The sequence below is a fragment of the Micromonospora sp. HB375 genome (genome assembly GCF_017872985.1).
Taxonomy (GTDB): domain Bacteria; phylum Actinomycetota; class Actinomycetes; order Mycobacteriales; family Micromonosporaceae; genus Micromonospora; species Micromonospora chalcea.
Map to the genome: position 1 here is coordinate 5,373,048 of NZ_JAGGJO010000001.1, position 15,681 is coordinate 5,388,728.

12 protein-coding genes and 1 tRNA gene are annotated in these 15,681 nt (G+C 71.1%); 4 read left to right on the forward strand and 9 right to left on the reverse strand.

All coding sequences use genetic code 11. The features are described 5' to 3' along the window. Positions 1-221 precede the first annotated feature (221 nt). Positions 222-1,685, forward strand: coding sequence for an NF041680 family putative transposase (locus tag J3R08_RS23560; protein WP_209959880.1), 1,464 nt, complete (start codon positions 222-224; stop codon positions 1,683-1,685). A gap of 32 nt (positions 1,686-1,717) precedes the next feature. On the opposite strand, the gene J3R08_RS23565 is transcribed toward J3R08_RS23560, so the two are convergent. The 8 genes from J3R08_RS23565 to J3R08_RS23600 all read right to left on the reverse strand — a co-directional run bounded on the left by J3R08_RS23565 (position 1,718) and on the right by J3R08_RS23600 (position 9,313). Next, positions 1,718-2,611: an IS5 family transposase gene (locus tag J3R08_RS23565; RefSeq protein WP_209962809.1), complete on the reverse strand. Its 894-nt coding sequence runs from the start codon at positions 2,609-2,611 to the stop codon at positions 1,718-1,720. Positions 2,612-2,779: 168 nt separating this feature from the next. After that, positions 2,780-3,895 (reverse strand): aromatic acid exporter family protein, encoded by a 1,116-nt coding sequence (locus J3R08_RS23570; RefSeq protein ID WP_223201351.1) that lies wholly within the window; start codon positions 3,893-3,895, stop codon positions 2,780-2,782. A 286-nt stretch (positions 3,896-4,181) separates the two neighbouring features. Continuing rightward, positions 4,182-4,253 (reverse strand) — tRNA-Val (locus J3R08_RS23575). An 82-nt stretch (positions 4,254-4,335) separates the two neighbouring features. Then, a complete protein-coding gene (locus J3R08_RS23580) occupies positions 4,336-4,803 on the reverse strand; it encodes a peroxiredoxin (protein WP_091421344.1) in 468 nt (155 codons plus the stop codon). Positions 4,804-4,811: 8 nt separating this feature from the next. Continuing rightward, entirely contained in the window at positions 4,812-5,246 is a 435-nt protein-coding gene (locus tag J3R08_RS23585; RefSeq protein WP_013287823.1) for a DUF3052 domain-containing protein, read from the reverse strand. A 110-nt stretch (positions 5,247-5,356) separates the two neighbouring features. Further along, positions 5,357-8,305 (reverse strand): transketolase C-terminal domain-containing protein, encoded by a 2,949-nt coding sequence (locus tag J3R08_RS32215; protein WP_348531770.1) that lies wholly within the window; start codon positions 8,303-8,305, stop codon positions 5,357-5,359. A gap of 63 nt (positions 8,306-8,368) precedes the next feature. Further along, positions 8,369-8,851 (reverse strand): MarR family winged helix-turn-helix transcriptional regulator, encoded by a 483-nt coding sequence (locus J3R08_RS23595; RefSeq protein WP_209962811.1) that lies wholly within the window; start codon positions 8,849-8,851, stop codon positions 8,369-8,371. 57 nt (positions 8,852-8,908) lie between these two features. Beyond that, positions 8,909-9,313 (reverse strand): secondary thiamine-phosphate synthase enzyme YjbQ, encoded by a 405-nt coding sequence (locus J3R08_RS23600; RefSeq protein WP_197494962.1) that lies wholly within the window; start codon positions 9,311-9,313, stop codon positions 8,909-8,911. A 189-nt stretch (positions 9,314-9,502) separates the two neighbouring features. On the opposite strand from J3R08_RS23600, the gene aceE reads away from it, so the two are divergent. Continuing rightward, positions 9,503-12,247, forward strand: coding sequence for a pyruvate dehydrogenase (acetyl-transferring), homodimeric type (gene aceE, locus J3R08_RS23605; protein ID WP_043329212.1), 2,745 nt, complete (start codon positions 9,503-9,505; stop codon positions 12,245-12,247). Positions 12,248-12,383: 136 nt separating this feature from the next. On the opposite strand, the gene J3R08_RS23610 is transcribed toward aceE, so the two are convergent. Further along, positions 12,384-12,830 carry an SRPBCC domain-containing protein gene (locus tag J3R08_RS23610; RefSeq protein ID WP_030503643.1) on the reverse strand — a complete coding sequence of 149 codons (447 nt, stop codon included), beginning with the start codon at positions 12,828-12,830 and terminating at the stop codon, positions 12,384-12,386. Positions 12,831-13,031: 201 nt separating this feature from the next. Between J3R08_RS23610 and J3R08_RS23615 the strand changes: the two genes are divergently transcribed. Both J3R08_RS23615 and J3R08_RS23620 read left to right on the forward strand, forming a co-directional pair. Continuing rightward, entirely contained in the window at positions 13,032-14,345 is a 1,314-nt protein-coding gene (locus J3R08_RS23615; RefSeq protein ID WP_043329210.1) for a GH1 family beta-glucosidase, read from the forward strand. Continuing rightward, the gene (locus J3R08_RS23620) at positions 14,342-15,619 is read left to right on the forward strand and encodes an MFS transporter (RefSeq protein ID WP_043329208.1); all 1,278 of its coding nucleotides are present in this window, start codon (positions 14,342-14,344) and stop codon (positions 15,617-15,619) included. Before J3R08_RS23615 ends, J3R08_RS23620 begins: the two co-directional genes overlap by 4 nt. Positions 15,620-15,681: the final 62 nt, after the last annotated feature.

Sequence of the window (15,681 nt, forward strand, 5' to 3'; positions counted from 1 at the left end):
GGCTACTCGTGCTGTCACCGCACCGGCGGTTTGGCTGGCGTGAGCGGCGGGTGCGGCCGGTTCGGAGCTGCGAGCTGTCGCTTGCTCTCCCGTGTCGTCCGCCGCTAACTTGATCTTTAACCTCCGAGGGGCCTGTGGGGACCCTGACTGATCACGGAAACAGCCCTTGGTCGATGATCTTCTTGTCTAGGGAAGAGCATCAATGACCAAGGGCTGTTCTGGTGATCAGTGTGCATGACCGCGGTTCGGCTGATGCCGTCGGGGACCTGGGCAGGTTCCGGCGAGAGTTCTACGACTGCTTGACTGCTCGGGCTGACGCGTTGTTCGACCTGACGGACGCGGTGTTGTGCGCCGACGGGCCGGTCCGGTCGTTGGTGGAGTTGTCGCTGGTGGGTGAGCACCGCCGGGGGCATGGGGCGTTATATGACGCCCTCGCCTGCGGGCGGCTGGACGTCGATCGGCTGCGCACCGCCCTCGCCGGGGTGCCGTTGCCGCGGGCAGCCGACGGCCGTCTCGTCCTGGCGGTCGACATCACCTGCTGGCTGCGGCCGGACGCGCACACCTCACCGCAGCGGATCCTGTGCCACACCTACGGACGCGGCAAGGATCAGACCATCATGATCCCGGGCTGGCCGTATTCGATGGTCGTGGCCCTGGAATCGGGCCGAAGTTCGTGGACCGCGCCGTTGGACGCGGTGCGGCTGGCGCCTGGTGATGACGCGGCCACGGTCACCGCTGGGCAGTTGCGAGACATCGTGGGGCGTCTGATCGCGGCCGGGCAGTGGCAGGCCGGGGACCTGGAGATCCTGGTCGTGGCCGACGCCGGCTACGACGCACCCCGCCTTGCGTTCCTCCTGCGTGACCTGCCCGTGCAAGTCCTCGCTCGGATGCGCTCCGACCGGGTACTACGCCGGGCAGTGCCAGCCCGGCAACCCGGGACGATCGGCCGACCGCGCAGGCACGGCGACGAGTTCGTCTTCGGTGATCCCTCCACCTGGGGTGAACCGAATGCTGCCACCGTTGCCGACACCCGTCTTTACGGCACGGCGTGGGCTCGAGCCTGGGACCGGTTGCACCCACGGTTGACCCACCGATCCGCCTGGATCGACTCGGCGAAGATGCTGCCGGTCATCGAGGGAACCGTCATCCGTTTGGAAGTCGAGCACCTGCCCAGCGGCGCGACCCCGAAGCCGGTCTGGTTGTGGTGGTCCGGCGTCGACGCCACCACCGCTGATGTCGACCGGCTCTGGCAGACGTTCCTGCGCCGCTTCGACATCGAACACACGTTCCGCCTGTTCAAACAGACCCTCGGCTGGACCTGCCCGAAGATCCGCACGCCGCAGGCCGCCGACCGATGGACCTGGATGATCCTCGCCGCCTACACCCAACTCCGGCTGGCCCGCGCCCTCGCCACCGACCTGCGCCGCCCCTGGGAGAAACCCGCACCACCGCAGCGTCTGTCACCCGCCCGCGTCCGCCGCGGGTTTCGGCACCTGCGCGCGAAGGCCACCTGCCCGGCCGGTGCAGCCAAACCCGCCCGGCCAGGACCAGGACGGCCACCCGGCCGCCGCAACAACCACCCCACCCCGCGCTACGACGTCCACACCGCGACCACCACGAACGCCAAGACACCGACCGCAACGAAGACGAAGTCCGTCAATCCCCGGCCACGCCGCACGGGTTAAAAATCAAGCTAAGGCGTGTTTCATAAGCCCGGTCAGAGCCATTCACAGATGATGGTGATGGTCAGGACGGCCTGGAACCGGACGGCCAACTTGTCGTAGCGGGTGGCCACGCCGCGGTGGCGCTTGAGCCGGGCGATGCCGTTCTCGACGGCATGTCGCATCCGGTAGAGGTCTCGGTCGAACTTCGGCGGCCGCCCGCCGCGGCTGCCCTTGGCCTTGCGGTGGGCGTCCTGGTCTTTCTTGCTCGGGATGCACGCCTTGATCCCGCGCTTGCGCAGGTAGGCGCGGTTTCCGCGGCTGGTGTACGCCTTGTCGGACAGGACCAGGTCGGGGCAGGTGCGGGGCCGGCCCACCCCGAGGCGGGTCACCTTGATACGACGCAGGACCGGGATGAACTGCGGGCTGTCACCACGGTGCCCGGCGGTCACGACCATCGATAGGACCTTCTGTCCCTGCTCACAGGCCAGATGCGTCTTGGTGGTCAGACCGCCGCGAGATCGTCCGAGGGCGTGATCGGCGGGTTCGTCGTGCACGCCACCGGGTGGCTCTTTCTGCAGGTGGCCGTCTCTGCGTGCGCCGGCGGCGTGTTGGTGGGCGCGGCTGGTCATCGAGTCCACGCTGACCGTCCAGGTGATCCGGCCTTGCGCATCGCCGGCGGCCTGTGACGCGGCCAGGATCTTGTCCCAGGTGCCGTCGCGCTGCCAGCGACGGAACAGGCCGTAGAGCGTCTGCCAGGGTCCGTACTCGGCCGGGACGTCACGCCAGGGCGACCCGATCCGGATCCGCCACCTGATCCCATCGATGAGCTGCCGTTTCTCCCACTTCGGCGGCCGGCCCTTCGCCGACGCGGCAGGCAGCAGCGCAGCGAGCCGCTGCCACTGAGCGTCGGTGAGGTCGTGCCGCCTCGTCACCGCTACGCTGGCCACGAGGTCTCCGGTATGAAGTTCTTGCTTGGTCGCAGAACCAGATACCGGAGACCTCTTTAGTTGTCGATCACCGCCACGCCGCGACCTTCACCGGCCACCACGACTTCTGAAACACGCCTTAGTCGCGGCTGCGGCTTCCGCAACGCGGCAAGAACACCTGTTGTTGAATCAGCTCGAGTCGGCGGCCAACCCCGCCTGCTGATTTGCCTCTGCCTTTGGCAGTCCGGACGCTTGAAGCACGTCGCTGATGGCAAGGCGCAGCCGGGAAATGAGGACCATCTCGCAGAATCCGATCTCTTCGGCGCAGGCCTGGTTGACCTCCTCGATGGCCTGTTGCGCCCGCGCGCGTGCAAGGTCGGGCTCTCGGCCGGCGACGAAATCGCGATGCAGCAGCCGCACCGCTTGGCCGAGGTGCTCGATCGACGCTGAGAGGCCGGCGGGTACGGGTTCACGCAGCCGTACCGCCGATACGACCCAGTGCGCCAATTCGCGGCTGTTGGAGTAGGCGGATTGGAGGTGCTCGGAGGCGCGCTGATACCGGCGCAGGATGCCCAATCGTCGCCACCGCCAGGGTGAGAGAAGCGCGATCTCCCCCGCCGCGGCGACCATCTCGATCGTCTTGTCTCTTTCCTGCTCTACCGCGATCAGGCGCTGCAAGGCGTCGTCGGCCTGTTGAACCTCACGCCGATCCAACGCCTCGGCGACAGCCGTGAGAGCACGGGCGAAAACATCCAGCGACGGACCGGCAGAGCGGTGCACGACGCGCACAGGGTTGGCCGGCAGGATCAGCAACGCCACGGCGATGGCCGTCGCGCCCCCGATCAACGCGTTGACCGTCCGCGCCACAGCCAGGTGGGATTGCTGCGCAGTCAGCGTCCCCAGCAGCACCGCGGTGCTTCCTGCGTGCACCATCACGGCGCCGCCCCCGCGAATCACGGCTACCGACGAGATCGCGAATGCCACGATCACGGCGATCTGTATCGGCCCCGTCCCGATGGCGAAGATGATCAACTGCCCGGCCGCCACCCCGAGGATCACCCCGGCGATGAGTTCCGCCGCTCGCCTGATCCGATTGCCGAGGGCTGCTGCGACCGTGCCGATCGAGGCGGCGGGGGCGAACAACGCCTGTGGATTGTGCAGCACGTCGCTGGCGATGAACCAGGACAATCCAGCGGCCACACCCGCCTGAACAGCGATTATGGAGTACGTGCGAAGCCGCTCGAAAGCTTCCCGGCCTTCTCGTTGCACCATCTCTGGCCGCAAACCCGGGTCCACGGTAGCCACGTCTCACCTCCGAGGAGCAGTGCAGGCGAGGGTTACGTCTGCGGCAACCGCTCGGGGGAGGTAGCGGTCCTGCGAGGTGTGGCCTGGCAGCGTAATGCAGCGCCGGCCCGGTAGGGCATTCCCGCAGGCGCGGAAGCGCTTCCTGGTCAGAGGCCACAGGCTCATTCTCCCGGACGCCAGCCGCCCTGGTCCCGGCATCAATGGCAACGGATCTAACACGTGGAGCCCGTCGAGTCACCGCCCCGGGGAGTGATCTTCTCGGGACGGTTCCCGCTGATGTGAAAGGTGGGCGCGGCAGGTTTCGAACCTGCGACCCCTCGCTTGTAAGGCGAGTGCTCTCCCACTGAGCTACGCGCCCGGAACGCCCGTACGGCGGGCCGGAGCGGCCAGCTTACCTGCCCGCCTCCGGCCCGGTCGAACGACGTACCTGGGTGTGGGACTCAGGCAGCGGCGGCCTCGGCCAGCGCCTTGCGCCAGCCCTGCTGATCGCGCGCCTCGCCGGGCATGTTCATCTCCGCGAAGCGGACCACGCCGGCCTTGTCGATGACGAAGGTGCCCCGGTTGGCGATGCCCGCGACGTCGTTGAAGACGCCGTACGCCTGGGCCACCGCGCCGTGCGGCCAGAAGTCGGCGAGCAGCGGGAACTGGAAGCCCTCCTGCTCGGCCCAGATCTTGTGGGCGTAGACGGAGTCGACGCTGACGGTCAGCACCTGGATGTCGTCGTTGGCGTACTCGTCGAGGTTGTCCCGCACCTCGGACAGCTCGCCCTGGCAGACGCCGGTGAAGGCGAGCGGGTAGAAGACGAGCAGGACGGTCTTGCGGCCGCGGAAGTCGGCGAGCCGTACCTCCTGGTTGTTCTGGTCCTTGAGCAGGAAGTCGGGCGCTTCGGCGCCAACCTCGACGGGCATGTGCGCTCCTACTTCTTGCTCTTGGAGCCGCGCCGCATGACGAGGCGGGCGCCGCTCCAGTCGCGGCCGGCGTTGATGGTGGAGGTCTGCTGGAGCCCGGCGGTCTGCGCGCTCTCCGCGACCTCGCTCGGCTCGACGTGGCCGTCGCGGCCGGCCTTCGGGGTCAGGAGCCAGACCACGCCGTTGTCGGCAAGGGGCCCGAGGGCGTCCACGAGGAGCTCGAAGAGGTCACCGTCGCCGTCGCGGTGCCAGACCAGAACCGCGTCGACCACCTCGTCGGTGTCCTCGTCGACGAGTTCCCCACAGCGGTCGGTCAGGGCGTCCCGGAGATCGGTGTCGACGTCGTCGTCGTAGCCCATCTCCATGACGACCATGCCCGGCTCGATACCGAACCGGTCCGCCAGGCTGCGTACCCCGTCGGCCTGGCCAGCGGTCGCGCTCACTGTCGCGTGCCTCCTCATCTATCCCTGCTCGTGGCGTCGGGTGACACCGTCGGGCCCAGTCCACACAGTTGCGGCTCGCCGCGCAAGTGGCGCACCGGGTGGAACGGAATTTACCGTGCCAGCAGCGTACGGGCACCCTGGGTGATGGCTTCCTCGGAGACCAGAACCTGACGAGCGGCCGGACCTAATGGTACAAACGAGTCAAGTCCGGCCACACGGCGCGCGGCGCCGACGTACCCGGTGTCGACGAGCGCGGACAGCACGCCCTCGCCCACCCCGCCGGAGCGCCGCGTCTCGTCCACCACCAGCACCCGGCCGGTCGCCGAGGCCTCCCGGATGATGTCGGCCACCGGCAGCGGGGCCAGCCAGCGCAGATCCACCACCCGGCTGCCCACGCCCTCCGCGGCCAGGGTGGCGGCCGCACGCAGCGACATCCGCACCCCGCCGCCGAAGGTGATGATGGTGAGGTCCTCGGCCGAGCCGATCCCGTAGACGCGGGCCCGCCCGATCGGCACGTGCCGGTCCGCCCAGGCGCCCGGCTCGGCGTACTCGGCCGTCCACTCGCCGTCGCCGTCGGCGTGGAGGTCGCGGGCGTGGTAGAGCGCGGCCGGCTCCAGGAACACGCAGACGCTGCCGTCGACCCGGGCCGCGGCCAGGCACGTACGCAGCATCGGCGCGGCGTCGTCCGGCCGCGCCGGCACGGCGACCACGAGCCCCGGTACGTCCCGCAGCACCGCCACCGAGTTGTCGTTGCGCGCGTGGCCGCCGAGCCCGTCCTCACCCGCCAGCGCGGCCACCCGCACCACCATCGGGTTGCGGAACGCGCCCCGGGAGAAGAACCGCATGGTGGCCGCCTCGCCGCGCAACTGATCCTCGGCGCTGTGCAGATACGCCAGGTACCGGATCTCCGGCACCGGCAGCATCCCGGCCAGGCCGGCGCCCAGCCCGAGTCCGAGGATCGAGGTCTCGTCCCGTGGCGTGTCGAACACCCGGGCCGCCCCGAACCGGTCCCGCAGCCCCTCGGTCACCCCGTGCGCCCCGCCGCCGGCGGCCACGTCCCGGCCGAACACCGCCATCCGAGGGTGGTCGAGCATGCCGTCGGCGAGCGCCGCGTTGATGCTCTGCGCCAGCGTCAGCGGCCCGGTCAGCTCCGGCGGTTTGCCGCCGAACGCCTCCGCCCGCGCCCCGGCGCCCGGCCCGGCCGCCCGCTCCGCCGCCTCGGCCACCGCCCGGGCCACCCGGACCGGCCGCCGCGGCGCCAGCTCCCGCACGACGTCGACAGCGGACGCCAGTTTCGGCTCGTCCAGCGCCTCCTCGGCGATGCGGCGCAGCTGCCAGCCCCGCTCGTCGTACCGGCTGAGCAGCTCCTCGCCCCCGGCGTACCCGGAGGTGACCAGCAGCCGCGCGGTGGCCAGCAGCGGGTCGCGGGCCGCGTCACCCTGGCCCATCAGCCGGACCGCGCCCAGGTGCAGCACGGCGGGCCGGCGGTGCCGGCGCACCCAGGCCGCCGCCTCCGCCGCCACCCGGTAGCTCTCGGCCACGTCCGTGCCGTCGGCCGCGAAGTAGCGGATGCCGGGCCGGGACCGCAGCGTCGTCGCCACCCACCCCTCGGCGGAGCCACCGCTGTCCTCGCAGACGAACAGCACCGGGATACGCAGGCCGGTGTGGTCGTACCAGCCGGCGGTGTTGAGCGCGGCGGTCACCGTGGCGTGGTTGACCGAGGCGTCGCCGAAGGAGCAGACCACCACGGAGTCCGCGGGCCAGGCCGCCGCTTCCGGCTCGCCGTCCGCGGGCCGGGCGCCCCGGCGCAGCCGCTCCAGCGCCAGCCCCAGACCGACCGCGCGGGGCAGGTGCGAGCCGGCGCTCGCGGGGGTCGGCACGACCGCGAGGTCGGCGCGGCCGAAGAGCTTCTGCCGGCCGCCGGCGGCCGGTTCCTCCGCGGACGCGACAATGCCGCGCAGCACGTCGCGCGCCGCCGCCGCGAACGCGTCGTCGGGCGCGGGCTGTGGCAGATCGGGTACGCCGACAGTCGCGTCACCGTCCGCGTCCACCACGATCGAGGCTCCCACGGGAAGGCTGCCCGCCTCGCCGCCCGCCCCCGGCCGTTCGAGATCTTGGTACGAAACGGCCCCTATATGGGCACTTTCGTTCCAAGATCTCTCCGGTTCCCGGAGGGTGGAACGTTGCTCCTGGGAGGTGGGATTGATGTGCGCATCCTGGCCGGTGCCGCGCTGGGCGGGCAGGTCGTGCGATTCGTGCACGGCGGCCGGCAGGGCCGGGGCGGCCGCCGGGTCCGGGATGACAGCAGACGGAGCGGGGGCGACAGCCGAGGAGACGGGGGTGGCCCGCTGCGCGGAGGATGCGGCCGGCTCGTCGGGCGAGACGCCGCTCGAGGTGCCGGGGACGGCACCGGACGAGCCGTGGACCTCGGCGCGGGCAGCGGTGCCGGGCGAGCCGTCGGCGGCGGTGCCGGGCGAGCTGTCAACGGCGCTGCCGGGCGAGCCGGCGGCGCCAGCCGGCGGAGCAGCACTGGGCGAGCCGGCGGCGGCAGCCGGCGGAGCAGCACTGGGCGAGCCGGCGGCGGCAGCCGGCGGAGCAGCACTGGGCGAGCCGTCGACGACGGTGCCGGGACCAGCATCGGGCGAGGCGTCCACGGCGGCGTCGGGATCGGCCTCCGGGGCGGGTGTCGGCGGGACGGGCGGCGGCGGGGCGGCGGGGAAGGCGCCGGCGGCCTGGGCGGCGCGCAGGCAGTAGAACGCCCCGGAGCGGTGGTGCAGCAGCGCGGGGTCGGTCGGCCGCAGCGCGGCGGCCACGGCGGCGTTGCCCTCGTGCCCCGCCGACTCGATGGTGTGGTACCCCTCACCGAAGCCGTGCAGCCACTGCCCGGCCAGGTCGAGCAGCCGGCTGGTCAGTTGCGCGTCGAACAGGGCCAGCGCCTGCGCCCCGGTCAGCGGCCCGCCGTCGGGCAGTCGCTCGCCCAGGTCGCGCCGCTTCTCGGGCGCCCCGAGCGCGGCCAGTTCGGCCCGGAGCCGGTCGTCGAGATCGTGCGGGGTGGTCACGTCGGACAGCATTACCGACTCGGGCCCGCCGCGCCCAGTCGGACACGTTCCGCCCGGCGTGGCTCAGACCTCGCCGCACTCCTCCGGACAGCCGCCGTCGGAGACCTTGAAGACGAGTTCACGTAGCGCGGCCAGTTCGGCGGTGCTCAGGTCGTCGAGCAGCCGGGGGTCGGACATGACGTGGGCGACCCGCTCGCGGACCTCCCGGCCGCGCTCGGTGACCACGAGCGCCTTCTGCCGCCGGTCGGCCGGGTCGGTGCGTCGTTCCACCAGCCCGGCCCGCTCCAGCCGGTCGGCCAGGCTGGTGACGTTCGACCTGTCGCAGCCGAGCTGCTCGGCGAGGTCGCGGGCCGGCAGCGGGCGGTCCGGGTCCAGTTGGTGCAGCGCGCGGGCGGCCGCCGGCGTGAGCCCCAGGTCGGCGAACGCCTCGTCCTGGTGGTGGCGCAGCGCGGCGGCGACGTGCAGGATCCGGCGCACGGTGTCCCCGGCCAGGCCCGGCCGGTCACCCGGGCCGGGCTGCTCAGCGGAGACAGTGGAGTGCGCCATCAGTCGATTGTACGTGACCAGTCAACAATTGACGTACTCCACTATCTGCGCCGCCGGTCAGCCGGGCAGGAACGAGAAGCGCACCTGGCGGTCGGGGTTGTCGCCGTTGGTGTCGACCAGGCAGATCGACTGCCAGGTGCCGAGCTGGATCCGCCCGTCGAGCACCGGCAGCGTCGCGTACGGTGGCACGAACGCCGGCAGCACGTGGTCGCGTCCGTGCCCGGGCGAGCCGTGCCGGTGCCGCCACCTGTCGTCGGTGGGAAGCAGGTCGTCCAGGGCCCGCAGCAGGTCGTCGTCGGATCCGGCGCCGGTCTCGATGATCGCCAGCCCGGCGGTGGCGTGCGGGACGAAGACGTGCAGCAGGCCGTCGCCGGCGCCGGACACGAACCGTTCGGCCTCGCTCGTGATGTCCCGGACGGTCGGCCGGGAGCCGGTCCGGACGGTGATCACCTCACTGCGCATACGGCGCATTCTGCCGCAGTGCCCGGTTCCCCGCCCCGCCCGCCGATAGCGCATCCGGTGATCGCGCAAAGTTACTGATGGGTACCTGTGTTCAGCGTCGCGTCTGAGGGTGGGAGAGGTGACGGCACGCGCCACCAGGGGGCAGGATGGCGCTAGAGACCTATCCCACACGAAACCGAGGGAACGCCTGTGGCTACGGAACGCAAGCGCCCGGTGATCACCGCTGGTCTGCCGAGCCAGCTTCCGGACATCGACCCTGAAGAGACCAGCGAATGGGTCGAGTCGCTCGACGGTGTCATCGACGAGCGCGGGACAAAGCGAGCCCGGTACGTCATGCTGCGCCTGCTGGAGCGGGCCCGCGAGCGGCAGGTCGGGGTGCCGTCCCTGACCACCACCGACTACATCAACACGATCCCGCCGGAGCGCGAACCGTGGTTCCCGGGTGACGAGCACGTCGAGCGGCGGCTGCGGGCGTACATCAGGTGGAACGCCGCGATGCTGGTGCACCGGGCGCAGCGCCCGGAGATCGGCGTCGGTGGCCACATCTCCACGTTCGCCAGCTCCGCGTCGCTCTACGAGGTGGGCTTCAACCACTTCTTCCGGGGCAAGAACCACCCGGGCGGCGGCGACCAGATCTTCTACCAGGGCCACGCCTCCCCCGGCATGTACGCGCGGGCGTTCCTGGAGGGCCGGCTCAGCGAGAACCAGCTCGACGGGTTCCGGCAGGAGCTGTCGCACCCCGGTGGCGGGCTGCCGTCGTACCCGCACCCGCGGCTGATGCCGGACTTCTGGGAGTTCCCGACCGTCTCCATGGGTCTCGGGCCGCTGAACGCCATCTACCAGGCGCGGTTCAACCGCTACCTGCAGCACCGGGGCATCAAGGACACCTCCCAGCAGCACGTCTGGGCGTTCCTCGGCGACGGCGAGATGGACGAGGTCGAGTCGCTCGGCGCGATCGGCGTGGCCGCCCGCGAGGAGCTGGACAACCTCACCTTCGTGATCAACTGCAACCTGCAGCGCCTGGACGGACCGGTCCGCGGCAACGGCAAGATCATGCAGGAGCTGGAGGCGTTCTTCCGGGGCGCCGGCTGGAACGTCATCAAGGTCGTCTGGGGCCGGGAGTGGGACCCGCTGCTCGCCGCGGACACCGACGGCGCGCTGGTCAACCTGATGAACACCACGCCCGACGGCGACTACCAGACCTACAAGGCGGAGTCCGGGGCGTACGTGCGGGAGCACTTCTTCGGCCGCGACCCGCGGACCCGCAAGATGGTCGAGCACCTGTCCGACGACGAGATCTGGAACCTCAAGCGGGGTGGCCACGACTACCGCAAGCTCTACGCGGCCTACAAGGCGGCGATGGAGCACACCGGCCAGCCGACGGTGATCCTCGCCAAGACGATCAAGGGCTGGACGCTCGGCTCGCACTTCGAGGGCCGCAACGCCACGCACCAGATGAAGAAGCTGACGCTGGAGGACCTGAAGCTCTTCCGCGACCGCCTCTACCTGGACATCCCGGACAAGCAGCTGGAGGAGAACCCCTACCTCCCGCCGTACTACACGCCGGGCGAGAAGTCGGACGAGATCACCTACCTGAAGGACCGGCGTCAGCAGCTCGGCGGCTACCTGCCCACGCGCAGCACCGCCCGCAAGACGCTGGCCATCCCGGGCAGCGAGCGGTTCTCCGACGTCAAGCGCGGGTCGGGCAAGCAGAAGGTCGCCACCACGATGGCGTTCGTCCGCCTGCTCAAGGACATCATGAAGGACAAGGAGTTCGGCAAGCGCTGGGTGCCGATCATCCCGGACGAGGCCCGTACGTTCGGTATGGACTCGCTGTTCCCGACGCAGAAGATCTACTCGCCGCACGGCCAGCGCTACACCGCGGTCGACCGGGACCTGTTCCTGTCCTACAAGGAGTCGACCACCGGCCAGATCCTGCACGAGGGGATCAACGAGGCCGGTTCGGTGGCCTCGTTCACCGCTGCCGGCACGGCGTACGCGACGCACGGCGAGCCGATGATCCCGCTGTACATCTTCTACTCGATGTTCGGCTTCCAGCGCACCGGCGACGGGTTCTGGGCGGCGGCGGACCAGATGGCGCGGGGCTTCGTGCTCGGCGCGACCGCCGGCCGGACCACGCTCAACGGTGAGGGCCTGCAGCACGAGGACGGCCACTCGCTGCTGCTCGCCGCCACCAACCCGGCGGTGGTCTCCTACGACGCGGCGTTCGCCTTCGAGCTGGCGCACATCGTGGAGAACGGCCTGCACCGGATGTACGGCGAGGCGCAGGAGAACATCTTCTACTACCTCACCGTCTACAACGAGCCGATCTTCCAGCCGGCCGAGCCGGAGGGCGTGGACGTCGAGGGCATCGTCAAGGGCATCCACCGCTACTCCCCCGCGCCGCAGGTCGGCGACGACGCGCCGAAGGCGAACATCCTCGCCTCCGGCACCGGCATGCAGTGGGCGCTCAAGGCCCAGCAGCTGCTCGCCGAGGACTGGGGCGTGGCCGCCGACGTGTGGTCGGTGACGTCCTGGACCGAGCTGCGCCGCGACGCGGTCCAGTGCGAGGAGCACAACCTGCTCAACCCGGGCGAGGAGCCGCGGGTGCCGTACATCGCGCGGAAGCTGGCCGACGCCGACGGGCCGAAGGTCGCGGTCAGCGACTGGATGCGCGCGGTACCGGACCTGATCGCCCGCTGGGTACCCGGCGACTACACCTCGCTCGGCACCGACGGGTTCGGCATGTCGGACACCCGGCACGCGCTGCGCCGCCACTTCCACGTGGACGCCGAGTCGGTGGCGGTGGCCACGCTGCGCCAGCTCGCGCTGCGCGGTGTGGTGCCGGCGCACGTGCCGGCGGACGCGGCCCGCAAGTACGCGCTGGACGACGTCAACGCCGCCCCGGTCGGCGAGACCGGCGGCGACAGCTGAAAGGAAGGGCCCCTTCTTAACGCCTCCGGTAGAGGAGGGGCCCCTTCTTAACAACCTCGGGTAGAACGACGGCCCGGCGTCCCTGGCGGGAACGCCGGGCCGTCACCATCGCGGGCGACGCCGGGACTGGGCTCGGTCAGCCGACGGCGGCCAGGTCGGTCAGCCGGGCCAGCGAGTCCTCCAGGTCGGCGCCGACCCGGCGCAGGCCGAGCCGGAGCAGGGCCGCCTTGACGGGTCCGGCGGGCCACCGCACGACGATCAGGCGTACGACGGTGCCGCCGGCCTCCTCGTCCGGGGTCAGCTGGACGTAGATCTCGGTGCGCGCCTCGGCTCGGGCGCCGGCACCCTTCGCGCGTTCGCGCCAGCCGATCAGGGTCGGCTCCTGGAAGGCGATCACCTCGGCCTCGTGCGCGGCGCCGCGTCCGGCCTGGACCAGCTGCCGCCGCCCGAATCCCTCCCCGGACAGGACCTCGGCCGCGCGGACTCCCGCCAGCCAGGCCGGCAGCTGCTCGGCGCGCTGCACCACGTCCCAGACCACATCCACCGGCGCCGCCACGTGCGCGCTTCGTTCCACGAGGATCATGAGTATCTTTCCCCCACTTAAATCACATCCGCGATATTTGGCACTCTATGTGTAAATCGGACTTAAGCGGACGGGTTCGGAAAAGACACGCCGAACTCCCTTGCGCCACCCAGTCATCTCGGCCTATGGCGCGGCGGTCCGCCGAGCCCTAGAGTCGCGAGCACGCTTCATGTCTTGGAGGGTGCCTTGACGACCGCGCCGATGCCCGAGTTCCCCGCCGGCTTCCGCTGGGGGGTCTCCACCTCCGCGTACCAGATCGAGGGCGCGACCACTGCCGACGGTCGCGGTCCGTCCATCTGGGACACGTTCGCGCACGAGCCGGGCCGGGTCGCCGACGCCAGCACCGGCGACCGGGCCTGCGACCACTTCCACAGGTACGCCGAGGACACCGCGCTGCTGGCCGGGCTGGGGGTGTCCGCGTACCGGTTCTCGCTCGCCTGGCCCCGGATCCAGCCGGACGGCACGGGCCCGGCCAATGCCGCCGGGCTGGACTTCTACGACCGGCTGGTGGACGGCCTGCTCGCCGCCGGGGTGGACCCGGTCGCCACGCTGTTCCACTGGGACCTGCCGCAGCCGCTGGAGGACGCCGGCGGCTGGCTGAACCGGGACACCGCCGCGCGCTTCGCCGAGTACGCCGACCTGGCCGCCGCCCGGCTCGGCGACCGGGTGAAGCTCTGGATCACGCTCAACGAGCCGTTCATCCACATGAGCATGGGCTACGGCATGGGCGTGCACGCCCCCGGCCGGATGCTGCTGTTCGACGCCTTCCCGGTGGCCCACCACCAGCTTCTCGGGCACGGTCTCGCGGTCTCCGCGCTGCGCGCCCGCACCACGTCCCCGGTGGCGATCGCCAACAACTACTCCCCGGTGCGGGTCGCCGGCGACACCGACGCGGACCGGGCCGCCGCCGCGGCGTACGACGCGCTGCACAACCTCCTGTTCACCGATCCGCTGCTCGGGCGCGGCTACCCGGACGCTCCCGGCCTCGACCCGGCGGTGATCCGGGACGGCGACCTGGACGTGCTGGCCGCGCCGATCGACGTGCTGGGGGTCAACTACTACAACCCGACCGCCATCCGGGCGCCCGAGGCGGGCTCGCCGCTGCCGTTCGACATCGTGCCGCTGGAGGGCTACCCGCGTACCGCGTTCGACTGGCCGGTGGCGCCGGACGGCCTGCGCGACCTGCTGCTCCAACTGCACCGGCGGTACGGCGACGCGCTGCCGCCGATCCAGATCACCGAGAGCGGCTGCGCGTACGACGACGCGCCGGACGCCGACGGCCGGGTGCACGACCCGGAGCGGATCGCGTACCTGGACGGGCACATCCGCGCGGTGCGCGGGGCGATGGCCGAGGGCGTGCCGGTGACCGGGTACTTCGTCTGGTCGCTGCTGGACAACTGGGAGTGGGCCGAGGGCTTCACCAAGCGGTTCGGCCTGGTGCACGTCGACTTCGACACGCAGCGGCGGACGCCGAAGTCGTCGTACGCCTGGTTCCGGGACCTGGTCCGGCGGTGACCACAGTGAACCCGACGCCGGCCTCGCTGCCGGCGGCGCTCGCCGAACCGACGGTGCCGGTACGGCGGAGCTGGATCGCGCTGATCTTCGCGGCCAACCTGGGCGTCTGGATGGCGTTCTTCACCCCGATCCAGGTGCTGTTGCCGCAGCAGGTGGAACGGATCGCGCCGGCCGACAAGGAGGCGATGCTGGCAGTGGTCACCGGCATCGGCGCGCTCGCCGCGGTGCTGGCGAACCCGCTCGCCGGCGCGCTGTCCGACCGCACCTCGCTGCGGCTGGCCAACCGCCACTTCGGCCGCCGGCACGTCTGGACCGCGTTCGGCGCGGTGATCGGCGCGCTCGCCCTGGTGCTGCTGGCCCGGCAGAACACGATCGCCGGGGTGGCGGTGGCCTGGGTGGCCGCGCAGGTCTGCTTCAACGCAATGCTGGCCAGCCTCACCGCGGCGATCCCCGATCGGGTGCCGGTGGCGCAGCGTGGCGGCGTGTCCGGCTGGGTGGGCATCCCGCAGGCGCTGGGCCTGGTGCTGGGCGCGGTGCTGGTGACGGCCGTGGTGACCGGCAACGCCGCCGGGTACGCCGCGATCGCGCTCGCCGTGCTGCTGCTGTCGCTGCCGTTCGCGCTGCTGACCCAGGACGACCACCTGCCCCGGGAGCACCGCTCGCCGCTGCGGCTGCGCTCGCTGTTCTCCTCGATGTGGATCAGCCCGCGCCGCCACCCCGACTTCGCCTGGGCGTGGTTCACCAGGTTCCTGGTGCAGACCGGCAACGCGCTGGGCACGCTCTACCTGCTCTACTTCCTCACCGACGGGGTACGGGTGGCCGACCCCGAGGGCTCGCTGCTGATCCTGATCCTGCTCTACACGGTCGGCATGATGCTGACCGCTGTGGTCGCCGGGCGCATGTCCGACCGCTCCGGCCGGCGCAAGGTCTTCGTGATCGCCTCCGGGCTGATCATGGCGGTGGCGGCGACGCTACTGGCGGTGGCACCCACCTGGCCGATGGCGATCGTCGCGGCGCTGCTGCTCGGCGCCGGGTACGGCGTCTACCTGTCGGTGGACGCCGCGCTGATCACGCAGGTGCTGCCCGCCGCCACCGACCGGGCCAAGGACCTCGGCGTGATCAACATTGCCAACTCGGCGCCGCAGGTGCTCGGTCCGGCGCTGTCCGCACCGATCGTCGTGCACCTCGGCGGCTACCCGACGCTGTACGCGGTGACCGCGGCGGTCACGCTGCTCGGCAGCGCCCTGGTCGTGAAGATCCGCTCCGTGCCGTGACGCCCGCCGGCTGCCGCGCTTGTTAAGAAGGGGCCCCTTCACCTCCGGAGGCGTTAAGAAGG